Origin of the sequence: Microbacterium plantarum, assembly GCF_035231185.1 — a bacterium.
In the GTDB taxonomy this organism is placed as follows: Bacteria; Actinomycetota; Actinomycetes; order Actinomycetales; family Microbacteriaceae; genus Microbacterium; species Microbacterium plantarum.
Genome location: NZ_CP141117.1, coordinates 2,602,269 through 2,627,941, shown reverse-complemented (window position 1 = coordinate 2,627,941; position 25,673 = coordinate 2,602,269). Strand labels below are relative to the sequence as shown.

Genomic DNA, 25,673 nt, shown 5'->3' with positions numbered 1-25,673 from the left:
ATGTCTATCTACCTCAACAAGGACTCCAAGGTCATCGTCCAGGGCATCACGGGCGGTGAGGGCACCAAGCACACCGCGCTGATGCTCAAGGCGGGCACCAACATCGTCGGCGGCGTCAACGCCCGCAAGGCCGGCACCACCGTCTCGCACACCGATGCCGACGGAAACGCCGTCGAGCTGCCCGTGTTCGGATCGGTCGCCGAGGCGATCGAGAAGACCGGCGCCGACGTCTCGGTCGCGTTCGTGCCGCCCGCGTTCACCAAGGACGCCATGGTCGAGGCCATCGACGCCGAGATCCCCCTCCTCGTCGTCATCACCGAGGGCGTGCCCGTCGGCGAGTCGGCCGAGGCCTGGGCCTACGCGAAGTCGAAGGGCAACAAGACCCGCATCATCGGGCCGAACTGCCCCGGCATCATCACGCCCGGCGAGGCTCTCGCGGGCATCACGCCGGCGAACATCACGGGCAAGGGCCCGATCGGCCTCGTGTCGAAGTCGGGCACCCTGACCTACCAGATGATGTTCGAGCTGCGCGACCTCGGCTTCTCGACCGCCATCGGCATCGGCGGCGACCCGATCATCGGCACCACGCACATCGACGCCCTCGCGGCGTTCGAGGCCGACCCCGAGACGAAGGCCATCGTCATGATCGGCGAGATCGGCGGCGACGCCGAAGAGCGCGCGGCCGAGTACATCAAGGCGCACGTCTCCAAGCCGGTCGTCGGCTATGTCGCGGGCTTCACCGCCCCCGAGGGCAAGACCATGGGCCACGCCGGCGCCATCGTCTCCGGCTCCGCGGGCACGGCGCAGGCGAAGAAGGAGGCCCTCGAGGCCGCCGGAGTCAAGGTCGGCAAGACGCCTTCCGAGACCGCCGCGCTCATGCGGGAGATCATCGAGAAGCTCTGACGCTTCGGGATACGACGAAGGGGCGGATGCTGCGGCATCCGCCCCTTCGCTGTTCTCCGGAGCTGCGCCCGGCGGCGGCGTGCCGCGGTCGGGTCAGACTCCGAGGAGCGCCTCGAGGGGCCCGCGGGCGAAGAAGATCACGAATCCGCCGGCGACGACCCACAGCAGCGGGCTGATCTGCTTGACGCGGCCCGAGAGAGCGTTGACGAGCACCCACGAGATGAAGCCCGCACCGATGCCGTTGGCGATCGAGTAGGTGAGCGGCATGACGGTCGCCGTGAGGAACACCGGCAGCAGGACGCGGAAGTCGGTCAGGTCGATGTGCGCGATCTGCGACAGCATCATGGCTCCGACGATGACCAGTGCCGCCGCGGCGACCTCGGTGGGCACGATCGAGGTCAGCGGCGTGAAGAACATCGCCAGCAGGAAGACGAGGCCCGTCACGACGTTGGCGAGGCCTGTGCGCGCGCCCTCGCCGATGCCCGAGCCGGACTCGACGAAGACCGTGGCCGACGACGAGCTCGTCGCGCCACCCGCGATCGCACCGACGCCCTCGACGATCAGCGCCGACTTGATGCGCGGGAAGTCGCCCTTCGCGTCGGCGAGGTTCGCCTCCTTCGCGAGTCCGGTCATGGTGCCCATCGCGTCGAAGAAGTTGGAGAAGACGAGGGTGAAGACGAGCATGACGAGGGTCACGATGCTCACCTTGCCGAGGTCGAACCCGAAGTCGACTGCGCCGATGAGGCTCAGGTCGGGGACGCTGACGGGCGAGCCGGAGAGGGCCGGGACGGTCAGTCCCCACCCGCCGGGGTTCTCGGTGGCCGCGCCGAGATGCCAGATCGCCTCGACGACGATCGACAGGACCGTGCCCGTGACGATGCCGATGAGCATGCCGCCCTTGACCTTGCGAGCGACGAGGATGCCGGTCAGCAGGAGGGTGATGACGAACATCAGGGTCGGCACCGACGCGACGGACCCGCCGACGCCGAGACCGACCGGGGGAGAGGCCTGTCCGGTCGAGGTCACGAAACCGGAGTTGACGAAGCCGATGAACGCGATGAATAGGCCGATGGCCACCGTGATCGCGAGCTTCAGCTGCACGGGCACCGCATCGAAGATGAGCTTGCGCAGGCCGGTGGCGGCCAGCAGCACGATGATGACGCCGTTGATCATGACGAGCGCCATCGCCTCTGCCCACGTGACCTCGCCGACGACCCCGAACGCGACGAAGGCGTTGATGCCCAGGCCGGCGGCGAAGGCGAAGGGCAGACGCGTGATGAGACCGAACAGGATGGTCATGACACCCGCGGTCAGAGCGGTCGCGGCACTGACCGCCGCGAAGTCGAGGGTGGTCCCCGCGACATCCGGCTTGCCCGACAGGATGATCGGGTTCAGGATCACGATGTAGGCCATCGTGACGAAGGTCACGAGGCCGCCGCGGACCTCCGTGCCGATCGTCGAGCCGCGTCGGCTGATGTCGAAGAAGCGGTCGATGGCACCCTGGGGCGCGCGCGATTGCGTAGTGTTCACAAAATCCTCCGAGAAGACGGTAGCGCCCCGCGCGCGTCCGCCCGACACGCACAGGCTCGCTGGGTAGGGTCGATCAGGCATGAATCGCCTGCTCGTCGCCCTCCTCTCCGCCTTCGACGCCCTCGTCGCGGTGGCCGTCGGCGTTGCCGCGGCCCTGGCGCCGCTGACCGTCCTCTGGGCCGTCGCCTTCGGTGGTGGAGCCGACTGGTCGTCGCTCTGGCCCGCGTCGGTGCGCCTCTGGCAGTTCGGGAACCTGGTGCCGCTGGAGGTGACGCTGCCGCAGGAGTACACGGTGGGAACCGGCATCGGCGCCGACGCGATGTCGTTCTCGCTCTCGCTCGCGCCCCTCGCCGTGGCGCTGCTCATCGCGCTTTTCGCCGCGCGGTCGGGATCGCGCGCTGCCGGCGCGGGAGCCGGGTTCACGGGCGTGCTCGCGGGGGCATCGACCGTCGCCGTCGTTTCGGCCATCCTCGCCGCGACAGCCTCGACTCCGTACGCCGTCGTCGAGACCTGGCAGGCCGTCCTGCTGCCCACCGCCGTCTTCGCGGTGCCGGCCCTGGTCGGCTCCGTGACCCGCGCGTGGCGCGACGGCGACGACGGCCCCGTCGATTCGCTCTTCGTGCGGCTCGACCGCAGCGGTCATGCCGCCGCGGTATCGGCGGGGGCTCGCGGCCTCGCGATCGCCGTTCTCGGCTTCGTCGCGGTCGGTGCCCTCCTCGTCGGCATCGCCATGCTCGTCCGCGGCGGCGACATCGTGGCGCTCTTCCAGGCGGCCAACGTCGACGCGATCGGCGCGACGGTCATCACCATCGGCCAGGCGGCGTACCTGCCGACCTTCTTCGTGTGGGGCGGCGCGTTCGCGGCCGGCCCCGGGTTCTCGCTCGGCGCCGGCTCGACGGTCGCCGCCTCCGGCACGCAGCTGGGTGTGATCCCCGGTATCCCCGTGCTGGGAGCCGTCCCGCCGGCGACGCCGCCGATGCTGCTGCTCGCGGCGCTGCTGTTCGTCGCGGTGGGATTCGTCGCCGGGGCGGCGGCACGGCGCAGGCTTCCGGCGCCGGCATCCGCTCTCGCCGCCGAGCCCGTCGCGCCCCGGCTCATCGCCGCCGCGATTCTGGCGGTCGGAGGCGGTCTCGCCGTCGCGGTGCTGTCGATGTCGGCATCCGGCGCGTTCGGTCCTGACCGGCTCGACCAGATCGGCCCGTCCGCGGGCGCCGTCGGCCTCGCCTTCGCGGTCGAGGTCGGCATCGGTGCCGCGATCGCCCTCCTCGGCCCGCGGTCGTCGCATCGCGAACCCGGGCGCGACGCCCCCTCGGCAGCCGATGCCGAACACCCGGCTCAGACCGCCGGAAAGGCGTGGGTAGAGTAGGACGGTGCTGACGGTCGCGGTCCTCATCTCCGGTGGCGGGTCGAACCTGCGGGCCCTCCTGGACGCCGCGGCCGAGCCCGACTTCCCCGCCCGCGTGGTGGTCGTCGGAGCCGACCGGCCCGCCGACGGTCTCGCTCATGCCGACGCGTACAATATCCCGACCTTCGCGGTCCCGTTCCGCGAGTACGCGACGCGTGAGGAGTGGGGTGACGAGCTCGCTCGCCAGCTGGCGGCCTGGGCCCCCGACCTCATCGTGCTCAGCGGGCTGATGCGACTGCTGCCCGCCGCGGTCGTCGACGCGTGGTCGCCCCGCATCATCAACACCCACCCGGCGTATCTGCCCGAGTTCCCGGGCGCTCACGGCGTGCGCGATGCGCTCGTAGCCGGTGCCGAGCTGACGGGGGCAAGCGTCATCGTCGTGGATGCGGGCGTCGACACCGGGCCGATCCTGGCCCAGGAGCGCGTGCCCGTGCTCCCCTCCGACGACGAGGCGTCGCTGCACGAGCGCATCAAGCCCGTCGAACGCCGACTGCTCATCGACGTCGTGCGGCGCATCGCCACCGGCGAGATCGACCTCGCCGCGCCCGCATCCCCGAACCCGACCGCTCCGACCGCCTGACGCACCGCAGGCCCCACACCGCACCCGAGGAGAACCGCCATGGCCGGACCGAGCCACGACCCCGCCCTCTACCGCGCGCGCGACCTCGTCGCCGTCCGCCGAGCGCTCATCTCGGTGAGCGACAAGACCGATCTTCTGCCGCTCGCACAGGCTCTCGCCGATGCCGGTGTCGAGATCGTCTCAACCGGTGGATCGGCCGCGCTGCTCCGCGATGCGGGCCTGACCGTGACCGATGTCGCCGAGGTCACCGGGTTCCCGGAGTCGCTCGACGGGCGAGTGAAGACGCTGCACCCGGGCGTTCACGCCGGTCTTCTCGCCGACCTGCGACTCGAGAGCCACGAGGCCCAGCTCGGAGAGCTCGGCATCTCGGCGTTCGACCTCGTCGTCGTGAACCTGTACCCCTTCGTCGAGACGGTGGCCTCGGGCGCTGCGCCCGACGACGTCATCGAGCAGATCGACATCGGCGGGCCCGCGATGGTGCGCGCGTCGGCGAAGAACTTCGCCAACGTCGCGATCGTCGTCTCGCCCTCGTCGTACCCGGCCATCATCGAGTCGGTCTCCGCCGGCGGGACGAGCCTCGCGCAGCGCCGCGACCTGGCTGCCCGCGCTTTCGCGCACACGGCGGAGTACGACCGGGCCGTCGCGACGTGGTTCGCCGAGTCGACCCTCGAGGGCGACGAGCTGCCGCAGCACCTCACGATCCGCGCCGAGCGTCTGGCCACGTTGCGCTACGGAGAGAACTCGCATCAGCGCGCCGCCATCTACACGCGCGCGGGCGGCCACGGCATCGCTCAGGCCGAGCAGCTGCAGGGCAAGGAGATGTCGTACAACAACTACGTCGACGCGGATGCCGCACTGCGCGCCGCGTTCGACATGGTCAAGCCCGCCGTCGCGATCATCAAGCACGCGAACCCGTGCGGCATCGCCGTCACCGCACCGCAGGCGCTCGACCCCATCGCATCCGCGCACCTGCGCGCGCACGAGTGCGACCCCGTGTCCGCATTCGGCGGGGTGATCGCCGCCAACCGGACCGTCACGCTCAAGATGGCCGAGAACCTGCGCGACATCTTCACCGAGGTGATCGTCGCTCCCGACTTCGAGCCCGCCGCGCTCGAGGTGTTCAAGCTGAAGAAGAATCTCCGCGTGCTGCGGCTCCCCGCCGACTGGCGTCAGGAGCGCATGGACGTCCGGCTCGTCTCGGGCGGGCTGCTGCTGCAGGACGCCGACCGCTTCCCCGATGACATCGAGTCGGTCGCCACGGACTGGCAGCTGGTGTCGGGGGAGCGTCCCGACCCCTCCGAGCTCGAGGGGATGATCTTCGCGTGGAAGGCGTGCCGTGCCGTCAAGTCGAACGCCATCGTGCTCGCTCAGGGGTCTGCGACGGTCGGCATCGGCATGGGACAGGTCAACCGCGTGGACTCGTGCCGCCTCGCCGTCGAGCGCGCCGGAGAGCGGGCGGCCGGCTCGGTCGCGGCATCCGATGCCTTCTTCCCCTTCGCCGACGGCCCGCAGGTCCTCATCGACGCGGGGATCAAGACGATCATCCAGCCCGGCGGTTCGGTGCGCGACCAGGAGGTCATCGATGCGGCCCAGGCCGCGGGCGTGACGATGTTCTTCACGGGCGAGCGCCACTTCTTCCACTGACGCCGAGCGGGGTCGGCCGAGTCAAGAGGTGATCGGCGGGCCCGGAACGGGCGATAGGGTCGCTTCGGGTGTGGATCGTTTCGAGGAGGAACGAGTGATCTGGGAGATCGATGAGCGCGCTCGGACGATCGAGGGGCTCGATGCGGACGGCCGACCGAGGCCGGAGTACGCCGCGTCTCTCGGACTGCGCCGAGCACCGTTCGGCCGGCGCGTGCTGGCCACGGCCATCGAAGCGCTGGTCCTGCTCCTGATCCAGTCGCCGCTGCTCGTCTTCGTGGTTCCGGCGCTGAGCGGCATCGCTCTGGCGGCCGAGCCCGTCGAGGCGCTCGGCGCCCGTGACGATCTGCTGCTGCTGATCATCCTCGCGGCCGTGAGCTCGGGTCTGTCGACGGCTTTCGTCCTCACCCAGCTCATCCTGCTCGGCCGCCGTGGAGTCACTCTGGGCAAGGCGCTGACGGGCTTGCGCGCCGTGAACGTCCGCACGCTGGAGCGTCCCGGCTTCTGGCGAGGCGCTGTCGTGCGCTACCTCGTCCTCTGCGCGAGCATGATCGTCCCGATTCTCGGCCCCCTGCTCGTCATCGCGCTCTCGCCCTTGTTCGACCCCAACCGGCGAGGCCGCAGCTGGCCCGATCTCGCGGCCGCCGTCTGGCTCGTCGACATCAAGCGCGGGCTCAACCCGTACGACGACAAGCGCATGCGCATCGCGAGGAAGACGGTCGCGACGGACCTGCTCGATGTGAAGACGGAGCTGCCGTCGCTCGCGACACCCGTCGCCTCGGCGGGCACCGGGTCGTACGTTCCGCTCGCGCGAAACAAGGGCGGTGTGCTCGGAGCCGTTCGCTCCGCACCCGGCAGCGGAATCATCGGCGAGACGGATGCCGTCGAGGAGGAGGAACGCCCGGGCATCCCCACCACGGTCGCGCCGGCGCCGTTCGTTGCACCCGCACCGGGCATGCCCGCGGCGTCGCCGCCGCCCGCAGCGCCGGGAGTGCCTGCCGGCGCACCCACGCCCGGTGCTATTGCTCCGGGGGCGATCGTCGCTCCCGCCGCCGGCGCGGCGCCGTGGACGCCGCCGTCGCTGCTCGAAGAGCCCGTTGCGCCGCCTGCCCCGGCTTCGCCTGCCCCGGCCGCCCCTGCCCCGGCTGCGCCCGCTGTGTCGGCGCCGGCACCCGTTCCCGCCGCCGAGCAGGTGGCCGCGCCGTCCGCGGTCGTCGAGCTCACGCTCGACTCGGGCGACACGATCGCGGTGCCGGGCGGGGGCGTCGTTCTGGGCCGGGCCCCGGCAACCGGTCCCGACGATGTGGACGTCTCACCCGTTCCGGTCGTGGACCACACGCGTTCGATCTCGAAGACCCATTGGGCGCTCCTTCGCTCCGGCGGCCGAGTCGTGGCTGTCGAACGCGGCTCGACCAACGGAAGCGTTCTCGTGCGCGGTGCCCGAGAGCAGGTCCTCGTCCCCGGCCAGCCCGTCGAGCTGCGCGACGGCGACACCATCCGCTTCGGCGACCGCTCCGCGGTCGTCGCGATCCGCTGACTCCCCGCCGACCGACGTCGCACGGCTGACAGGAAACCTCGATGAGACTCAAGCTGACTCTGCAGCGCCGCGATCACACCGGGACGGACATCGTCGTCACGTCCGACTCGACCGCCACCGTGCACGACGTCGCGCGTCGGATCGTCGACAGCGACCCGCGACGTGAAGTCGCCGCGGGCGACTCGGATGTCCTGACGTTGACGGTGGCGCCGCCGACGTCGCCCGATTTCGTCATGCTCGACCCGAACATGCTCGTCAGCGATGCTCCGATCGGCTCGGGGTTCGTTGCCACCGTGACGAACCTCGGAGCGGACTACGTCGCCACCCGCGGTGCCGGCGGCCCCGTCGCCGCGATCCTCCACGTGGTCGGCGGGCCGCTTGCGGGACGCGAGTTCTCGCTCCCGCAGGGCCACTTCACGATCGGCCGCTCGCAGGGCAACGACATCGTGCTCGATGACCGGCTGGTGTCCAAGCGTCACGCGCGCATCGAGATCGGGGCATCCGTCGAGCTCGTCGATCTGAACTCCGCCAATGGAATCGTCATCGACGGCGGTCTCGTGCAGCGCCTGCGCGTGATCCCCGGCCAGCGGTTCCAGCTCGGCGACACCGAGCTCGTCATCTCGATGGTCGAGAGCTTCGCCCCCGTCGAACAGGATCCTGTGCTCGAGCGGGGCGGCAGTCTCCTGTTCAACCGCAGCCCGCGGGTCGAGGCGCGCTACGTCGGCGAAGAGCTCGAAGAGCCGCGGATGCCGAAAGATCCGGTGTCGCGCCTCTTCCCATGGCCGATGCTCATCGCGCCCCTCATCCTGGGCATCGCGATGTTCTCGATCACCAACCAGCCGCGCACGCTGCTCATCGTCTTCATGACGCCGATGATGCTGCTCGGAAACTTCATCTCGCAGCGGACGCAGCTGGGCCAGCGTCAGCGCAAAGAGGTCGAAATCTTCGAGCGCACCTTCGAGGAGCTCGAGGAGAAGCTGTACCGGCTGCGGCCGCGTGAGCGCGAGGTGCGCAACGCCGAGGTCCCGCCCGTCGCCGTGGTCTTCGAGCAGTCGATGCAGCTCGGCCCGATGCTGTGGACGCGGCGCCCCGAGCACTGGAACTTCCTCTCGGTGCGGATGGGCACCTCCGAGGCTCCTTCACGCACGAGCGTCAAGCGTGCTGAGAACCCCGATGCGCTGCAGGAGTACGTCGAGCGCGTCGACCGGCTGCGCGAGCGCTACCGGATGATCGACGGCGTCCCCGTCCTTGAGTCGCTGCAGAGCGTCGGCGTGCTCGGCGTCGCCGGCGGCGCACGCGAGGCCGCGGATGCCCTCCGCGGGCTGGCCGTGCAGCTGTTCGGGCTGCACTCCCCGAACGATCTCGCCGCCGTCGCGCTGACCGAGCCCGAGTGGGCGAAGGAGCTCGAGTGGCTCAAGTGGCTGCCGCACACTTCGAGCGAGCGCAGCCCGTTCCGCGACATGCCGCTGTCGGATTCCGCCTCCACCGGCGCCGCACTGCTGTCCGGGCTCGAGGAGCTCGTGATGCGGCGATCGAAGGCGGCAGCCGCGCCCCGTCTGCCGTTCGACGACGACTGGGACCCGATGCGTTACGGCACCGATGTCCGTCGCGCCGCCGAAGAGGCGACCTTCCCGGGGCAGACCGCGGTGCTCGTCATCGTCACCTCCGACGCGCCGGTCGATCGTGCCCGTCTCACGCAGGTGCTGGAGCGCGGCGCCGACGTCGGTGTCTACGGCATCTTCGTCGCGCCCGTCGTCGACGCACTGCCCGCCGTGTGCCGCACGTTCGTCGACGTGTCGGCGGGACTCGGCGCGGCGCGTGTGGGAACCGTCCGCAGCGGCGTCGAGTACCCCGTCACAGAGGTCGAGGGCGTCTCGAACGAGCTCATGACGGTGCTCGCGAAGCGACTCGCTCCGGTGGCCGATGCCAGCACGATCATCGAGGACTCCTCCGACATCCCGAACTCGGTGATGTTCCTCTCGCTCGTCGGTTCCGAGCTCGCCTCCGACCCGACATTCGCTGTCGAGCGCTGGCGCGAGAACAACACGATCCTCGACCGCAGCGGGGGAGCGCTGCCGCGGCTGAAGAAGGCCGGCAACCTGCGCGCCATCGTGGGCCAGGGTGCGACCGACGCCATGACGCTCGACCTGCGGACGCAGGGGCCGCACGCCCTCGTCGGCGGTACGACGGGCGCCGGCAAGTCGGAGTTCCTGCAGGCGTGGGTGCTCGGCATGGCCGCCGCCCACAGCCCCGACCGCGTCACCTTCCTCTTCGTCGACTACAAGGGCGGATCGGCCTTCGCCGACTGCGTCGAGCTGCCGCACACCGTCGGCCTCGTCACGGACCTGAGTCCGCACCTGGTCCGTCGCGCCCTGACGAGCCTCCGGGCCGAGCTGCACCACCGCGAGCACCTGTTCAACCGCAAGAAGGCGAAGGACCTGCTCGAGCTCGAGAAGCGTCGCGACCCCGAGACGCCGCCCGCACTCGTGCTCGTGATCGACGAGTTCGCCGCGCTCGCGGGCGAGGTGCCGGAGTTCGTCGACGGCGTCGTCGACATCGCCCAGCGCGGTCGCTCGCTCGGCATCCACCTCATCATGGCGACGCAGCGTCCCGCCGGCGTCATCAAGGACAACCTCCGCGCCAACACGAACCTCCGCGTCGCCCTGCGCATGGCCGACGAGTCGGATTCCAAGGACGTCGTCGACGACCCCGTGGCGGCCCGATTCGACCCCAGCATCCCCGGTCGCGGTATCGCGAAGACCGGCCCCGGCCGTCTCGTTCCCTTCCAGTCGGCGTATGCCGGTGGCTGGAGCACCGATGAGGTCGTCGCCGCCGACGTCAGCGTCGCGGAGCTCCGCTTCGGGTCGGTGCAGCGCTGGGAGGTCGACGAGAAGCCCGAAGACCCGGCCGCCGAGGTCGATCCCGGACCCAACGACCAGAAGCGCATCGTCGCCACCCTCGTCGCCGCCGCGAACCGAGCGGCGATCCCGGCACCCCGTCGGCCCTGGCTCGACGACCTCGAGACCACCGTCGACATCCGTTCGCTGCCCGCGGGTCGCGCCGGGTCGATCCTCATCGGCAAGAGCGACATCCCCGAACGCCAGCTGCAAGAGGCGGTGTACTTCGATCCCGACCGCGACGGCTCGATGCTCGTGTACGGCACCAGCGGCTCGGGCAAGTCGACGGTCCTCCGCACGATCGCCATCGCCGCCGCGACGACGGGCCGCCGTGCCGAGAACATCGAGGTCTACGGTCTCGACTTCGGCTCGGGGTCGCTCAAGAGCCTCGAGATTCTGCCCCATGTCGGGTCGGTGATCCCCGGCGACGACGCCGAGCGTGTGCAGCGCATCATGCGCTCGCTCGGGAAGGTGCTCGACGATCGCGGCAAGCGGTTCAGCGCCGCCAACGCGTCGACCATCGCGGAGTACCGCGAGCTCACCGGCCGTGACGAGGCGCGCATCGTGCTGCTCCTCGACGGGCTGCCGCAGTTCCGGGCGGAGTGGGAATCCACCACGGCGCGGATGCCGTTCTACCAGGCGTTCATGCGGATCCTCGGCGAGGGACGTCCGCTCGGCGTCCACGTCGTGGCCACCGCCGACCGTTCCGGCTCGGTGCCGACGGCGGTCAGCTCGAACATCTCGCGCCGCGTCGTGCTGCGACTCTCGGACGAGAACGCCTACGCGCTGCTGAACGCGCCGAAGGACGTCCTCGACGAGCGCTCCGCGCCCGGGCGGGCGATCGTCGACGGCTTCGAGACGCAGATCGCCGTCCTCGGCGGCACGCCGAACGTCGCGGAGCAGACGAAGCTGCTCGGTCAGCTCGCCGACGAGCTGCGCTCACGCGGCGTGCGGGAGGTCGCCGAGATCGGGTCGCTCCCGACGCGTCTCGCGCTGGCCGATCTTCCCGACCGGATCGGGGAGTTCCCGGTGCTCGGCGTCTCGGAAGACACGCTGGCGCCGCGCGACTTCGACCCCGTGGGGACCTTCGTCGTGGCGGGCCCGCCGATGGCCGGCAAGACCACCGCGATGAAGGCCCTCATCACGTCGATGACGCGCCTCGACCCCGAGGTGACGCTGTTCCACTTCGGCGGCCGGCGCTCGCAGCTGCGCGACTTCGCGCCGTGGGTGCGCAGTGCCACGACGCCCGACGACGCGAAGGAACTCGCCACTGAGCTCGCCGAACTCGTCGCCGACGAGACGCTGGGGCGCCGCATCCTCATCGTCGTCGAAGACGTGCCGCAGTTCGCCGACTCGCCGGCGGAGCGCCCGCTGAAGGCCCTGTTCCAGGCGGTCAACCGCAGCGACCACCTGCTCATCGGCGACGCCGACGTCACGCAGGTGACCAGCGGATTCGGCCTCGTCGGCGACTTCAAGGGCGGCCGCAAGGGCATCATCCTCAAGCCGGATGCCTTCGACGGCGACGCCGTGTTCAAGGTGCCGTTCCCGAAGGTCAAGCGCAGTGACTTCCCCGAGGGTCGCGGCATCTTCGTGCAGGCCGGTCGTGCCGTCACGGTGCAGATGCCGCTGGTGGAGTCCGAGACCGTCGCGGCATCTCGTCCTGTGGCGGCGGGCGCGGCGGAGGCCGTGTCGACCGACACGGTCACCGAGACCATTCGCTGAGTCGGATGTCGTCGGGGCGGGTCCGCGCGTCGCCAGCCACTGCGGGCGGGCGGTGGTGGGCGTGGATCGCGGGCGCCGGGATGACGTCCGCGGTCGTCTCGGCTGCCGTGATGTATCCACCGCTCCGGCGTATCCGGCTCGACCCCGGCCTCGCCCTTCCGATCATGGTGACGGCATCCGTCGTCGCGGTTCTCGCTCTCGGCGCGGCGGCCGTCGTCCGGCCTGCGGCAAGGCGAACGGATGCCGCGATCATCGCCACGATCGTCGCGGTGGCAATGGTCGCGGCGATCGGATACCGCGCTGTGGTGGGAACGTCTGCGGGCACGTCGTTCTCGGAAGCGCAACTGCGGCTGTGGTTCGCACTCGCCGTGGCGCAGGTCGTGCTCCTCGTCATCATCGCGGTGCGATCGCCCCGCACCCGGCGCGCCGATGAGGTGCGGCGTTGAGCATGCGAGCGACGATGCGGCGGTCATCGCCTACGTCCAGGCCGACCTCGAGCAGCTGTTCGCGTCGGTCGTCACGGTGACGCACTGAGCGTCTCTGTCGCTCCGGGCGCCGTGCCGCAGCGACCGCCTCACCACGACGAGCGCACTCCGCGAGCCGAACGCTCCATGTGGTGATCACCGTCGTCTCACCGATCGGGTGGCCAAGTGAGCGCACCGATGGACACGAAGTGGGACCCCGTCATCCCCTATCCGCTCTTCCTCGCGCCGACGGCGATCCTGGTCGGCCTCGCTGCCCTCTCCGGGGTTCTCGCGCTGGTGGTCGCCCTCAGTGCGCGAGCCGGCGACGAGTCAGGGCAGCGGGGTCCACTGGGCCCCACGGCGCCGGCCATGGTCAGTGCTTTCGCTTTCTCCTCCTCGTCCCCGACGGGGCACCCGGTGGGGTGACACCGTCTTCGGTGAGCAATGGGTGGCAGCAGCCGTTCGCGCCGGCGCGTTCGTCGTGCTGCTCTTCGGCGTGGCTGCCTCGTCCGCGAAGAGTCGTCGTCGCCGAGGCGCAGACGCATGAGCCCGTCCGCCGCGCACCTGGACGATGACCGCCCGCAGAGCGTGAACGTGGGATGACGTTCTTCAACGACAGTGCCACCGACTGGGCCGACGATCATTCCTTGAGCGCGGAGACGCGGTTCAGTCGCCTCGAAACGGTCGCTTTCCAGCGGCATTCCGAGTTCTTTCATACCCTGGCGCTGCGCGTCGGAACGGCGGAGATGCGCGCCAGAACGGTGGTGGTACGTCGGGTGGTGGCTCAGCCGTGCCGTGTGGTTCTGGGATCGTGAAGGTGACCAGTGGTGGTGGTGCGTCTTCGCGATAGACCCGCCCGGTCGGTGAGGTCCAGACGAGGGTTCCACCCGCGAGTTGTACCACGTGCCATCTGGTGTGGTGTTTGACGTCGTGGTGGCGCTTGCAGAGGTCGGCGAGGTTGCACACGTGTGTCTTGCCGCCGTCGGATGCGGCGATGGTGTGGTCGAGTTCGCATCGGATGGCGGGTTGTCGGCATCCGGGGAACCGGCAGTGCCGGTCCCGGGCTCGCAGCAACCGGATCATCGCCGCGGTGGGCCGGTACGCGTCGCATTCCAGCACGGTTCCGGTGACGGGGTGGGTGAGCAGCCGGTCCCACGAGGTGGCGTTGCCCGCGAGCTCGCGGGCGGTGGCGGCGTCGATGGGGGAGCGCCCGGCTAGATCGGCCGGCCCCTCGTCCTGACCCATCAGCGTCAGCGCGGATACCGCGACCTGCACGTGTGCGCGGATCGCGCCGAGGGTTCCGTTGCCGTCACCGGTCGCGGTGGGATCGAGGGTCGGTGTTCCGGCCAGCAGGAGGTCGGAGAACACGTCGGCTCGAACCTGGTCGATGCTCCGGCCGTCGTCGATGAACGACGACCCGACATCAAGCGTCGTTTCGGCGTCGGGTGCGCGGCCATTCGCGTCGGCTCGCTCGTCAGGAACGCCCGCGGCGTCGCGCGCAGGTCGTGCGTTGATGATCTCCCGCGCCTGTCGCGTAAGTCGGTCGACGATTCCGTCGGCGATCACGGTCGGCAGCGTCGCGATCAAATCCGACATCCCGTCCGGGCCGGGCTTGACCGAGACGCACCTCCCCGCCGCGACCTCCTCGTGGCGTTCCGTGAACGATCGCGGGTGCACCCGTTCGGCGACCATTTGGAGCGCGTCGCGCACCCGGTTCGGGGCGTCGCGTTCGCACTTCTCGATCGCGAGGCGTTCGAACTCCGCACGGTCACCCGCCGGGATGACGCATCCGACGTCCTGGATGACCCGCACGTGCCCGCGGACGATCCGCCCGGCCTCCCATGCCGCCATCGTCAACGGGTAGTTGTCGACGAGGTCTCGGGCTTCGTCGATGCGACGCTGCAACGTCCGGTCGGTCGCGACGAACACCCCGGCAAGCTCGGCGGCGATCCCACGCAGTGCCATCTCCCGCGCCTTCACCCGCTCGGACGCGCCCGCCGACTGCTGCTCAGCCAGCACCCCCGCCGCCGCCAGAACCCGCACCTCCCGGACCTGCCCGGCCCGCACCACATCCGCAGCCGCCTCGGCATCCGCGACCAGCGCCGCGAGCGCGGCGACGTCGGCGTCGCTGCCCATCCCGCTGTCGGATGCGTGGTTCGAATGCATGTTCTAATCATGGCACCGACCTCCGACATTCACCCGAACTGTCCACAGGCTGCGGCATCCGCGCGATCGACCGTCGGAACATGCCGCAGCGCCGCCGTCCGAACCTGACGTGTCACGCCCGTTCGGACCGGTGGGGAGGTCCCCCGAGCGCCTGGGGTTCTCTCATCGTCATCCCCGCCGTCAACATCGTTCCCGCCGGGATCGTTCTAGCTGGCCTGGCCGCGGCCCACATCGCCCTGCACGTCTTCCTCCTCGCGCGTCGTCCGATTCCGCGGGGATGGCCCGATGTCGGGAAGCTCGGGATGACTATGGCGTCGGAGGTCATGTCGCCTCGCGCGAAGGCTGCGCTCCCGAGTGCCGGCCACCTCAGCTCAGCCCACTGACGGGCCGGATGGAGAAGACCGCGGTATCACGGCGCGTCCTCTCGGCATGAAAGGCGGAACTGCGCCACGGGCTGTCAGAGGAAAGCGATTGCCTAGCACATTCCGAGATGGGGAGTTCTCCCCATCGACCTGATGTGATCGGTGCCGATAGGTTTTCTGTGTCGGCTCCGGAGGGGGGTCGGGACATCAACTTTCAGGAGGGCCGTCATGGCTGATTTCGGTGCATCTTATGGCGAGATGGAGCAGGTTGCGAGCTCGCTGGCGCAGGCTCGTGATGACATTCAGGGTCAGCTGGACACCCTGAAGTCGCAGGTCGACACGCTTCTGGGCGATGACTTCAAGACGCAGCACGCGTCGGGCAAGTTCGGTGAGGGCTACTCGGAGCTCACCACGGGTCTGAAGAACGCGGTCGATGGCATCAACGACATGTCCGAGTCGCTGCTGGGCATGATGCGCGCGATCCAGGACCTCGACCAGCAGCTCGCCGGCAGCTGATCTCGTCTTCTCGGAGGTGACCATGGTCGACGTGCGGATCGACTACGGCGCGATGCGCGCCAGCCGCAACGCTTACGCGAACATGCGGGATGTTCTCGACGGGGCGACACGGGCGATGTCGAACGTGTCGGGCGCGGCCGTGCCCCAAGACGTGCTGCGGCGGCGTCTCGAGGATCTCCACGATTCGTGGGGTGGCGGTATCGACAAACTCGCCCGCTATGCGGAAGACGCGGGCACGGGACTCGAGGGCATTCTCGAGGCATTCCAGCAGCTCGACACCGAGCTCGGCAACAGCATGGTTCCGCAGGAAGGATCGGCGTCGTGACCGACTTCTCCGCTCTCGGCTTCGACCCCGCCCCTGGCGATGTCGCGACGCTCTCCGGATATGTGGATGCGCTCACCACCAGCTGCGACGGCGTCGATGACGCGCTGTCGATGATGGACGGCTCCGACGACGCCGCCTGGATCGGGAAGTCGGCGACGGCGTTCCGCGCCGCACTCAGCGAGGACTTCCGACCGCACCTCAGTGACACCGGCGAGGCGTTGCGCACATCGCGGACGGCCCTCGCGACCTGGACCGATCAGCTCACCAACTACCAGCGGCGTGCCGCAGCGCTCGCGGAGGAGGCCTCAGCGGCATCCGCGAGCGTCGCCTCATCGGAATCGGCCCATGCGCAGGCGCAGGCGAACAAGGACGCCGAGGACGCCGACCCGGATGCCGTGTCGAACGCGTCGACGGCGCTGGCGAACGCGCAGGGCGAGCTGGAGTCGATCCGCGCGCGCGCTCGTCAGCTCAAGGACGAGGTCGATGCCGACGCCGCCGCCGCGGCCGGAGCACTGCTTTCCGCGAGCGACACGCTGAACTCCTACGCCGGCAACCCGGTCATGAACTTCCTGGGCTCGGCCGGCGACTGGCTCGCCGACGCAGGCAACTGGCTCATGGACAACGTGGTGCCGATCCTGGAGGACATCCTCCGGGCGGCGCTGCCGATCATCGCGATCCTCTCGCTCTTCATCCCCGTCCTCGGCACGGTGGCGCTCATCATGTCCATCGCGCTCGTCGCGATCGACGGCCTGCAATGGGCGACCGGTCGCGGAACGTTCGCCGAGTTCGCCACCGGCGCCCTCGGACTGCTGGCGGGTGGCGCGCTCGGGCAGGCTGCAAAGGCGCTGATCGGCCCCGGTGGACAGGTGCTCATCCCGTCGATCCAGGGCATGACGCCGGCGATCGCCGGCGGTGGGGCCGCGGCGGGAAGCGTCGCCGTGGCGCTCAACGTCAATCTGCCCAACATGGTCGCGAACACCTACTGGACCGTGAACAGTGCGATGGACGCCCACAGCAAGGGGACGGACTTCGTCGACAGTCTGACCGGGCCGTGGCAGAACCTCTCCGAGCGGTTCAACAACACCCTGCGCGGCAACGGTCCGCGCACCGACGAGGAGGTCTGATGACCGAGCAGGAGGCGACGCTCGACCCGATCGCGGCTGAGGGGGCGCCGCTGCGGGTCTGGCAGCGCGTGCCCCAGGGGTGGATCGAGTTCCGCTCGTTCGGCGATCGTTCGCCGCAGGAGTGGCTCGACTGGTACCTCGTGAGTGCCGAGGGCTGGCTCCCGGATGCTGCGCGCGACGCGATCGTCGACGGATTCCGCGCCGGCGTCGAGCTGTTCGCCGACACAGCTTTCGCGTTCGCCGGTGTCTCGCTGACGTTGGGCGAGCGCCCGGCGGCGTTCTTCCTCTGCACGAACGTGGTGCCGGGGGCGGCCGAGACCGACGCCGCCGCGACGGCGTTCCACCGGCTGCTCCCGCTCGCGCGGTTCGGCGAAGGCGGGCGCAGCGAGAGCTTCACCACCCCGGACGGCCGCGTCGGCACCATCACCCTCGGTGCGTCGATGGACGGCGGGATGCCGCATCTCACGGCGGTCGGCGAGATCCGTCTTCCCGGCGGCGCGGGCACCGCCGTCGTCATGGGGTTGTGCTCCGACCCGCAGCAGTCGGCCGAGCTGGCGCTGCACGTCGCGTTCGCGCTCACGACCACTCAGGCTCTGCCCGAGGGTGTCGAGCCCGCGGAGCCCGAGCCCGCCGCCACGTAGCATTCTGTCCATGGCGTTCGCTTTCATCCAGGCAGCATCCCGCCCGCTCCTCGAGACAGGCGAGGCGGGGGAGCCTGCGGCATCCGCGGGGCCGTCCGACGCCGATCGTGCTGTCACCGTCCTGCGTGCCGACTACGAGCGATGGTCGCGCTGGGCGCTCGGAATCGTCGGATTCGTCGCTGCCGCGGGCGGCGTGTTCTTCGCGGGCGGGCTGGTCGCGACCGTCGTGGCGATGGGCGTCGTGACACCGGACACCGTCATCGTCATCGTCATCGCAGCGGCGATCGCGCTCGGAGGCGTCGCGCTGCTCGTGGTGTTGTGGCGCACGGGTCGCGCTTTGACTCGCGCCGCGTCGTTCTGGCTGCGCGCACCGTACGTCGCGGGCCAGCGCGCGCCGCGCGCCGCCGGATGGGTACAGGCGCGTACCGTCAACCTCGAGCCGCGCATCCTGGTCCGTCTGAGCACGGCGACCTTGGCGCTGCTCGTCGCCATCGGCGGTGTCGCGGTCTTCGTGCGTGACCTCGGCGCCGGCGTCTCGGTTTTCACGGTGCCGGTCCTGCTGGTCGGCATCTGCGGCGCCCTCAGCGGCATCGGTCAGATCAGCGGCGTATTGCGTATCGTCAACGGCCTGAGTGCGGGCGACCCGCTGTGGGCGTGGCTGACGCGCTCGGTGCGCGCGCGCTGAGGCACGCTTCACCTGCCGCGTACGCTGGCCCCGTGATCCTGCCGTCGTCGCCGCCGAGCCGCGTGCACGCGTTCGCCACACGTGCCTTTGCGATCGTTGCCGTGATTCCGTCCGTTGCGCTGATCGTATTCCTCGTGGGGTCGCTGATCCTCTCGGGCGGGCAGGTCAGCGAGTCCACAAGGGCCAAGTGGGCCGTCGCGGCGCCGTATCCGCTCTTCGTCATGCCCGCCGGAGTCCTGATCGCGCTAGCCGGTGCATTCGTGGTCTTGGCCGTCGTCTCGGTGGTGACCGCGCGTCGCGACGATGTGCCGGGTCTGCGCGGACTTATCGGGCCTGGCATTGCCGCCGCGATCGCTGCGGTCCTGTTCGCCGGTATGACGCCGGAGCGCGGCGTGCGTGCGGGGGACATGGTGTGGGGTGCCCAATGGACCGCGGCCCCGATCTCGGCTCTCGCGGTCGTCATCCTGGTCGTGGGCATCGCCGTGCTCTCCCGACGTTCCTCGATTGGTGAGCGATGACGGCGGGCCGGCTGAGGCACTCGCGGAGCAGCTCATACCGCCACCGCGCGACAGGGCGAGCGCGACGCACGTTTGCCATGGCCCTGGCCACGGGAATGGTAGTGATCATGACGGGATGCAGTTCCGCAGCCGAAGCACCGACGGGAGATGCGCTCTACCGCGACGGCGAGGATCGATACCTCTCGTACGCGACGACCATGCATTCGGTGATCATGGCGATCCACGATGGTGAGTGGAAGGTGGATCAGGGGTCGTGGGGCGCCTCGCCTATCCCGTGCCGGACAGAGGGCGGCTCCGACGGGTATGCCTTCTCGTGGGCCCGACTGCTGGAGCAGGACGCCCCGGATGTCGACGCGATCGTGGCGGCATCATCCGCTGCCTTCGAGGCCGCAGACATGTCGGCGACCACCACGACCTACGGCGAGGGAGACCGCCAGGAAGTCAACGTGATCGCGACGGGTGGTCCCGTCGTTCGTGGCGTCGTGACCATCCGCCCTGCCCTGGGTACGATCCGAGTGACCGCGGAACCCGGGTGCTTCCCCGGTGACGCCGCGAAGCTGTATGACATGGTTTTCGCCGGCATCTCCTACCCCGGACTCGCCCTGCGCGTGCCGGCCTTCGAGGGGCCCGATTGGCAACCCCGGTTCTATTTCCCCGAGGACGGCAGCCCGGTGTACTGGAACGAGGACGGAACGCCGATCGAACCTCCGCCCGCGTCCACCGACTTTCCCGTCGCCCCGTACGGTGGTGACTCATAGGCTTCCTCCACACCACGGCTCGCGGCTGGGCAGAAGGCCACTCGCTCGCCGCTGACGTCCGATTCGCGCAACTCGAGGCTGTGGCCTACCAGCGGCATCCGGAGATCTTCCAGCACTTCGGCGCCGACGGCGCCGCGATGGCGCACCGCCTGCACGCGAACGCGAAGAGGTCATCGTTACATCGCATCCTCGACGTCGTGCTGTGGGCCCTCGTGATCGGCGCGTTCTTCGCACCGATCGCGGGCCTCGCCGTGCTCATGGGCGACCGCTTCGACTTCCACCGCATCGAGGCCCAGCGGGCGATGCCGATCGCGGGCGCGATGTTCACCGTCGCGGCGGTCAGCCAGGCCACCCTCCTGGTCATCTGGCTGGTCCGGGGCGCCCGGTTCTCGTGGCCGGAGTTCTCCATCCACCTCGTGGCGGCGGCGATGGCACTTCTCGCGCTGGGCACGATGCCCGGCGTCGCCGAGCTCGACGACTACACGGGGTGGCAGCAGTGGCGGGTTCCGGTCCTCATCGCGCTCGGCGTCGCCGGGCTGGCAGCCCTCGTGATGCTGGTGCGCTTCCGCGTCCGCGAGCCCGATGGCGACGGCGAGGGCGCGCCCGAGACAGGCCTCAGCGTCGGCGACATCCGCGCCCGCATCGCGGCGCTGCCGGCGGGTGAGCGTCAGGCCATCGTCGACGACCGGAACGCCGCGCTCGCCGTGCTGCACGAGCGTGGCCTGATCGATGCCGAAACCCTCGAGCGGGCCCTCGGGTGCGAGCCGGGAACGCTGTTCCTCCTCGACGCCGAGCGGCCCGCGTGAGCCGGTGGCTGCGGCGGGCCGACCGGGTCAGATGTTCGGGCGACCGTAGGTCTCGAGGAAGCGCAGCCACACCTCGCTGAGCGTCGGGTACGCCGGCACGGCGTGCCACAATCGCGCGAGCGGAACCTCGCCGACGACCGCGATCGTCGCAGCCTGCAGCAGCTCGCCGACATCCGCCCCGACGAACGTCGCTCCGATGAGAACGCCGCGGTCCTCGTCGACGATCGCCCGTGCCTGACCGGAGTAGGCGTCAGACCGCGTCGACGCGCCCGCGATCCACGAGAGGTCGTAGTCCAGCACACGGATGTTGCGTCCCGCAGCACGCGCGGATGCCTCGGTCTCGCCGATCGATGCCACCTCGGGGTCGGTGAACGTCACCTGCGGCACGGCGCCGTGGTCGGCGGTCGCGACGTGCGCGCCCCATGGGGCGTCGTCGATGGTGCCCCCGGTCGCCCGCGCGACGATCACGTCGCCCGCGGCGCGGGCCTGGTACTTGCCCTGGTGGGTGAGGAGGGCGCGGTGGTTGACGTCGCCGACCGCGTAGAGCCAGTCGGATCCGCGGACGAGCATCGTGTCGTCGACCTCCAGCCACGAGCCGGGCTGGAGGTCGACGGCATCCAGCCCGAGATCGTCGGTACGCGGGACGCGACCGGTCGCGACGAGCACCTCAGCGGCGCGGACGCGCGTGCCGTTCGACAGCTCGAGCTCGACCTGACCGTCGTCGACGCGCTGGGCGGAGACGAGGTCGGTGTGCAGCAGCACCCGCGCGCCGCGGTCGGTCAGCGACTGCGCGACGAGGTCGCCCGCGAAGGGCTCCATCGGTCCGAGCAGCCGGCTGCGCGCGATGAGCGTCACCTCGCTGCCGAGGTCGACGAACGCCGTGGCCATCTCCGCGGCGACGACACCGCCGCCGACGATCGCGAGCGAGCCCGGGATCTCCTGCACGGCGGTCGCTTCGCGACTCGTCCACGGAGAGACATCGGCCAGGCCGGGGATATCGGGGAGGAGAGCCGCCGAACCGGTGCACACCGCGACGGCGTGACGTGCGATGAGGGTGGTGAGCGAGCCGTCGGGTCCGGTGACCTCGACGCGCTTCTCGCCGGAGAGGCGGCCGTGCCCGCGGACGAGGTCGACGCCGGCCCCCTGGAGCCACTCGACCTGCGACGCGTCGTTCCAGTCGGAGGTCAGCGAGTCGCGGCGGCGAAGCACCCCGGCGACGTCGATCTCGCCCGTCACAGCCTGCTTCGCACCGTCGACCGCGCGCGCCGCGCGGAGGGCGGCGCCGGCTCGCAGCAGACCTTTCGACGGCATGCACGCCCAGTACGAGCACTCGCCGCCGACGAGTTCGCTCTCGACGATGGCAACGCTCAGGCCGCCCTGCACGGCGCGGTCGGCGACGTTCTCTCCGACGGGACCGGCTCCGATGACGACGAGGTCGTAGGTGCGTTCGCTCATGTCGCGACGCTAACCCCGGTTGCGGGCTGTGCGCCAGCACTTGCGCTCAGCGGGGTCGCGCGTGCCGCCAACGGGCTGAGCGGCTCGATCCGACCCGTGAGCGGGGATGGCAGGGGGTTGAGCCTGTGCGCGGTCCGGTCGGGCGGCGATTCGTCGGCCGGCGACGCAGGGGAGTTCTCCCCATCGACGCGGCGTCCAGGCCCCCGATAGCGTGTGAGCGTCGGCCGGACCGAGCCGGCGGAGGGGGCCCGATGTCAGACGTCGAGATCTACTATCACGCGCTCACGAGCACCGCGGATGCGATCCAGACGCGGGTCTCGAGCGCGGTGATGGACAACGCCGACATCCAAGGCGACGACACCGGTGTCGAGAACCCCGCGCACCGGGTCGCGCTCCGTCTCGAGATGAACCGGCGGCTGAGCGGACTGAATCGCGCCGTGCTCGAGCGCACGACCGCGGCATCCGAGGTCGGCGCGTTGCTGACCGCGATCGCGACGCGCTACTCCGACCTCGACGTCGAGCTCACCGGGCAGGAGCAGCCGTGACCCTCACCTCTCCGAACCGCGGCTACCCGCTCGAACGCCTCGAGGGCAATCCCGGATCGATGAGCTGGTGGAGCAGCGCGTTCAGCCGTGTCGCCGGCTCGCTCGGTGAACTCCGTACGACCGTCCAGTCCGCGACCGATCTCGACGGTGTCGGTGCATCGATCCGGTCGGCTCGCTCCAAAGCGCAGGAGGTCGCCAGCGCCTTGGCCGCGGAGATCGCCGAGGCGGAGCTTCTCGCAGGAGTGCTGCAGCGGTACGCGGACGCGTTCTCGTCGTCGGCGGAGGCGGCGAACCGGCTCATCGACGACATCGAGTCGGCCCACGCTTCGTTGGCATCGGCATCAGCCGCAGCCGATGAAGCGGGGCTGAACGCGCTGTGGACCTCGCGCTCCGGCGAGCCGGCCGACGTCCGGCGCGCGAACGATGCGGCGCAGGATGCCGTCGCCACCCGGGATGCCGCGGCGCGCGATCTGGCCGATCTGTGGGAGCAGTTCGAGAGCCACTACTCCGCCTGGGATGCGGCCTACGACGCGGCGCTCGCCGAGCTCGCAGGCGGTGCGGGGCCGGCGATGACGTCGCAGGCGCAGAACCTGCTCGACCAGCTGCTCGCGGCGGACACCCCGCAGACGGTGCTCGAGCTGTGGCTCGCACACCCCGAGCTGCAGGACGAGATCGCCCGAGCGCATCCCGACATCATCGGCAACCTCGACGGCATCCCCTACGACGTCCGCGCGCGGGTCAACCGAGAGCGCCTGGAGGCGTTGTACAACTCCAACCTGACCGGAGAGTTCGGCGACCAGATCGACGCGCTCTGGAACACCCTCGTGCAAGGTGCACCGCCGCCACTTCTGGTTTCGTTCGATCCGGACGGGTCGGCTCAGGTGACGGCCGCTCTCGCGTACGGCGACCTCGCGACCGCGACCGACATCAACGTGCTCGTGCCCGGGATGCTGTCGAACGTGACGGGGATGGGCGAATGGGGCGATTCTGCGCGTGCGCTCAACGCCGCCGGGTCGAACATCGCGAGTGTCGTGTGGTTCGGGTACGACTCGCCCACCGTCGCAGAGGAGCCGTCCATGCAGCGGGCGAACGACGGCGCTCCGGCTCTTCGTGCCTTTCTGCTCGGTCTTGACGCAGTGCACCCCGCGGCAGAGAAGGCCGTCATCGCGCACTCTTATGGCAGCACCACCGCCGCCCTCGCGATCGGGTCACGCCCGGACGCTCTCGGCGTCGACCAGTTCATCGCCGTGGGATCGGCCGGATTCCCGAGCGACCCGCAGATCTTGTCGAACCTTCAGAACGCCGAGGGCCTGAGGATGTACGCGACGCTGTCCGAGAACGACGCCTGGGCGCGGATCGGCCGCGACACGAGCTGGGGTGGCGCGCACGGCACCGTACCGGAGACTCTTCCGGGAATGACGGAGTTCGGCAGCGACGGTGGCCGCGCCGACGGCGAGGACCTCGCCCCGACACCTGGGCATGCCGCGCATTCGGGTGGGAACGGGCCGCTTCCCTCCGGGGACGGCGAGGGATACCTCGTGGAAGGATCGGAGTCGTTCTACAACATCCAGCAGATCATCCTGACCGGTGAGCCCGGGACGGAGATGGACGGCGAAGGCAGCGAGAGCGGCTTCTGGGATCTGCCCGACTGGCTGGAGTGGCTGCCCGTTGACCCTTACCGGACGTGACTGATGAGATCGACCTCGCGGATGACGATGACGGCGCTCGCCGTCGGATTGGTGTTGACGATGACCGGATGCGGTGGGCAGGGCGATCCCGGATCGACCGGAGGCGCCGGTGGCGGCGAGTCCGGTGAGACGTACGCCCAGGCCGAGCAGCGGTTCACGGCGCTCGCGACCGGCGTGCACTCGGTCATCATGGCCATCGAGCCGGCCGAGTGGAGTGTGGTCGACGGCGCGTATGGTGCTCACCCGACCGGGTGCCAGTCGGGCCTCAGCGAAGAGGGCGGGTATCGTCTCGTGGCGGTCCGCGGGATCGAGCTTCCCGGCCGTGACCCGCTGGAGGTCGCTCAGGCGGCCACGGGCGCTTTCGATGCTCTCGGTATCGACAGCGACACCGCCGACCGTGGGCAGGGAGATGCGCGCGAGGTGACCGTCGTCGCGACAGGCGGCATCGCCGAGCGGACTGTGGTCACCATTCGCCCGGCAACGGGCCAGGTGAGGGTGTCGGCCGAGACGGAGTGCGCGCCCGGATCAGCGCACGACCTCGCGATGCAGGTCTTCGGCGAAGAACGGCTGCCCGCGGATGTCTGGCGCCGGCTCCCGGCCTTCGACGGTCCGACATCCGAGCCGTCGTTCTCGTTCCCGCCCGACGGGCCGCTGTACTACGACGAGTCCGGCAACCCCGTCCAGCCGCAGCCCAGCGGCGACTGATCGTGTGCGCGCTCGTCAGCGTCTCGCCGTCGTCGCGACGATCGTCGCCGCTGCGGGCCTGACCGGTGCGTGCGCCGGTACGCCCGACGCGGATCCGTACCCCCGGGCGCGCGAGCAGTTCACGGCGATGGCCGACGAGCTGCATACGGTGATCATGGCCATCGAGCCGACCGATTGGCGAGTCGACCAGGGACAGTACGGAGCCCGCCCGAGCGGATGTCAGCTGGGCGTCAGCTCGGACACGGGATATTCGTTCACGGCGGTGCGCGCGCTCGATCTGCCGGGCCGGGAAGCCGCGGAGATCGCGGCGGCGGCATCCGAGGGCTTCGCCGAGCTCGGTGTCGACGCGGAGACCGTCGAGCGGGGTTCAGGGGATGCGCGGGAAGTGACGGTGGTGGGCGAGAGCGATGCCGCGCGCACCGTGGTGGTGATCCGTCCGGTCGATGGCCGTGTGCTCGTCTCCAGCGAGACCGCCTGCACGCCCGGGTCGAGCTCGGAGATCCTCACTGCGATCTTCGGGGAGGAGCAGTATCCCGACGACGTCTGGCGTCGGCTTCCCGCGACGGAGGGGCCGTCATCGGTGCCGCAGTTCTCCTTTCCGCCCGGCAGCCCCCTCCACTACGACGCCACCGGCGCGCCCATCCTGCCCCCGCCCCGCTGACCTCCTCGTCGACTCGCCAGAAAGTGCGCCGGAACGGTC

The 25,673-nt window shown here is 70.1% G+C and carries 24 protein-coding genes; 21 read left to right on the top strand and 3 right to left on the bottom strand.

Going from position 1 to position 25,673, the window contains the following annotated elements:
- Positions 1-903 carry a succinate--CoA ligase subunit alpha gene (gene sucD, locus VC184_RS12755; protein ID WP_112617478.1) on the top strand — a complete coding sequence of 301 codons (903 nt, stop codon included), beginning with the start codon at positions 1-3 and terminating at the stop codon, positions 901-903.
- A 93-nt stretch (positions 904-996) separates the two neighbouring features.
- On the opposite strand, the gene VC184_RS12750 is transcribed toward sucD, so the two are convergent.
- A complete protein-coding gene (locus VC184_RS12750; protein WP_269267966.1) occupies positions 997-2,433 on the bottom strand; it encodes an NCS2 family permease in 1,437 nt (478 codons plus the stop codon).
- A 79-nt stretch (positions 2,434-2,512) separates the two neighbouring features.
- Between VC184_RS12750 and VC184_RS12745 the strand changes: the two genes are divergently transcribed.
- The 7 genes from VC184_RS12745 to VC184_RS12715 all read left to right on the top strand — a co-directional run bounded on the left by VC184_RS12745 (position 2,513) and on the right by VC184_RS12715 (position 13,105).
- A complete protein-coding gene (locus VC184_RS12745; protein ID WP_282501430.1) occupies positions 2,513-3,799 on the top strand; it encodes a cell division protein PerM in 1,287 nt (428 codons plus the stop codon).
- Between the two features lie 4 nt (positions 3,800-3,803).
- Positions 3,804-4,418: a phosphoribosylglycinamide formyltransferase gene (gene purN / locus VC184_RS12740; protein ID WP_274178973.1), complete on the top strand. Its 615-nt coding sequence runs from the start codon at positions 3,804-3,806 to the stop codon at positions 4,416-4,418.
- 39 nt (positions 4,419-4,457) lie between these two features.
- A complete protein-coding gene (gene purH, locus VC184_RS12735; protein WP_323986475.1) occupies positions 4,458-6,062 on the top strand; it encodes a bifunctional phosphoribosylaminoimidazolecarboxamide formyltransferase/IMP cyclohydrolase in 1,605 nt (534 codons plus the stop codon).
- Between the two features lie 94 nt (positions 6,063-6,156).
- Positions 6,157-7,596, top strand: coding sequence for an RDD family protein (locus VC184_RS12730; RefSeq protein WP_282501428.1), 1,440 nt, complete (start codon positions 6,157-6,159; stop codon positions 7,594-7,596).
- Between the two features lie 41 nt (positions 7,597-7,637).
- Complete coding sequence (locus VC184_RS12725) at positions 7,638-12,215, top strand: FtsK/SpoIIIE domain-containing protein (protein WP_323986474.1); 4,578 nt, start codon at positions 7,638-7,640, stop codon at positions 12,213-12,215.
- Between the two features lie 5 nt (positions 12,216-12,220).
- Positions 12,221-12,661 (top strand): hypothetical protein, encoded by a 441-nt coding sequence (locus tag VC184_RS12720; RefSeq protein WP_323986473.1) that lies wholly within the window; start codon positions 12,221-12,223, stop codon positions 12,659-12,661.
- Between the two features lie 204 nt (positions 12,662-12,865).
- Positions 12,866-13,105 carry a hypothetical protein gene (locus tag VC184_RS12715; protein ID WP_274178969.1) on the top strand — a complete coding sequence of 80 codons (240 nt, stop codon included), beginning with the start codon at positions 12,866-12,868 and terminating at the stop codon, positions 13,103-13,105.
- Between the two features lie 240 nt (positions 13,106-13,345).
- Here the strand turns inward: VC184_RS12715 and VC184_RS12710 are convergent, their stop codons facing one another.
- Complete coding sequence (locus tag VC184_RS12710; RefSeq protein ID WP_323986472.1) at positions 13,346-14,845, bottom strand: HNH endonuclease signature motif containing protein; 1,500 nt, start codon at positions 14,843-14,845, stop codon at positions 13,346-13,348.
- Between the two features lie 80 nt (positions 14,846-14,925).
- On the opposite strand from VC184_RS12710, the gene VC184_RS12705 reads away from it, so the two are divergent.
- The 9 genes from VC184_RS12705 to VC184_RS12665 all read left to right on the top strand — a co-directional run bounded on the left by VC184_RS12705 (position 14,926) and on the right by VC184_RS12665 (position 20,580).
- Positions 14,926-15,228: a hypothetical protein gene (locus VC184_RS12705; protein WP_323986471.1), complete on the top strand. Its 303-nt coding sequence runs from the start codon at positions 14,926-14,928 to the stop codon at positions 15,226-15,228.
- A 207-nt stretch (positions 15,229-15,435) separates the two neighbouring features.
- Complete coding sequence (locus VC184_RS12700; protein ID WP_112617469.1) at positions 15,436-15,723, top strand: WXG100 family type VII secretion target; 288 nt, start codon at positions 15,436-15,438, stop codon at positions 15,721-15,723.
- Between the two features lie 22 nt (positions 15,724-15,745).
- Entirely contained in the window at positions 15,746-16,048 is a 303-nt protein-coding gene (locus VC184_RS12695) for a P-loop NTPase family protein (RefSeq protein WP_023955668.1), read from the top strand.
- Entirely contained in the window at positions 16,045-17,172 is a 1,128-nt protein-coding gene (locus VC184_RS12690) for a hypothetical protein (RefSeq protein WP_112617468.1), read from the top strand. The genes VC184_RS12695 and VC184_RS12690 overlap by 4 nt, the downstream gene beginning before the upstream one ends.
- Entirely contained in the window at positions 17,172-17,813 is a 642-nt protein-coding gene (locus VC184_RS12685; protein WP_282501423.1) for a hypothetical protein, read from the top strand. Before VC184_RS12690 ends, VC184_RS12685 begins: the two co-directional genes overlap by 1 nt.
- Before the next feature lie 10 nt (positions 17,814-17,823).
- Positions 17,824-18,498: a hypothetical protein gene (locus tag VC184_RS12680; RefSeq protein WP_282501422.1), complete on the top strand. Its 675-nt coding sequence runs from the start codon at positions 17,824-17,826 to the stop codon at positions 18,496-18,498.
- Between the two features lie 32 nt (positions 18,499-18,530).
- Positions 18,531-19,016: a hypothetical protein gene (locus tag VC184_RS12675; RefSeq protein ID WP_274178965.1), complete on the top strand. Its 486-nt coding sequence runs from the start codon at positions 18,531-18,533 to the stop codon at positions 19,014-19,016.
- Between the two features lie 107 nt (positions 19,017-19,123).
- Positions 19,124-19,774 (top strand): hypothetical protein, encoded by a 651-nt coding sequence (locus VC184_RS12670; RefSeq protein ID WP_274178964.1) that lies wholly within the window; start codon positions 19,124-19,126, stop codon positions 19,772-19,774.
- An 80-nt stretch (positions 19,775-19,854) separates the two neighbouring features.
- The gene (locus tag VC184_RS12665) at positions 19,855-20,580 is read left to right on the top strand and encodes a hypothetical protein (RefSeq protein ID WP_274178963.1); all 726 of its coding nucleotides are present in this window, start codon (positions 19,855-19,857) and stop codon (positions 20,578-20,580) included.
- A gap of 27 nt (positions 20,581-20,607) precedes the next feature.
- On the opposite strand, the gene VC184_RS12660 is transcribed toward VC184_RS12665, so the two are convergent.
- Positions 20,608-22,035 (bottom strand): dihydrolipoyl dehydrogenase family protein, encoded by a 1,428-nt coding sequence (locus tag VC184_RS12660; RefSeq protein WP_323986465.1) that lies wholly within the window; start codon positions 22,033-22,035, stop codon positions 20,608-20,610.
- Between the two features lie 251 nt (positions 22,036-22,286).
- Here VC184_RS12660 and VC184_RS12655 point away from each other — a divergent pair, with 251 nt between their 5' ends.
- From VC184_RS12655 to VC184_RS12640, 4 genes are read left to right on the top strand one after another with little or no spacing between them, the layout of a single operon-like run.
- Positions 22,287-22,580: a hypothetical protein gene (locus VC184_RS12655; protein ID WP_323986462.1), complete on the top strand. Its 294-nt coding sequence runs from the start codon at positions 22,287-22,289 to the stop codon at positions 22,578-22,580.
- Positions 22,577-24,268, top strand: coding sequence for an alpha/beta hydrolase (locus VC184_RS12650; RefSeq protein ID WP_323986460.1), 1,692 nt, complete (start codon positions 22,577-22,579; stop codon positions 24,266-24,268). The genes VC184_RS12655 and VC184_RS12650 overlap by 4 nt, the downstream gene beginning before the upstream one ends.
- Positions 24,269-24,271: 3 nt before the next feature.
- Positions 24,272-24,973 (top strand): hypothetical protein, encoded by a 702-nt coding sequence (locus tag VC184_RS12645; protein WP_323986458.1) that lies wholly within the window; start codon positions 24,272-24,274, stop codon positions 24,971-24,973.
- 4 nt (positions 24,974-24,977) lie between these two features.
- On the top strand, positions 24,978-25,634 hold the full coding sequence (locus VC184_RS12640; protein ID WP_323986456.1) for a hypothetical protein: 657 nt from the start codon (positions 24,978-24,980) through the stop codon (positions 25,632-25,634).
- The last annotated feature ends 39 nt before the right edge of the window (positions 25,635-25,673 follow it).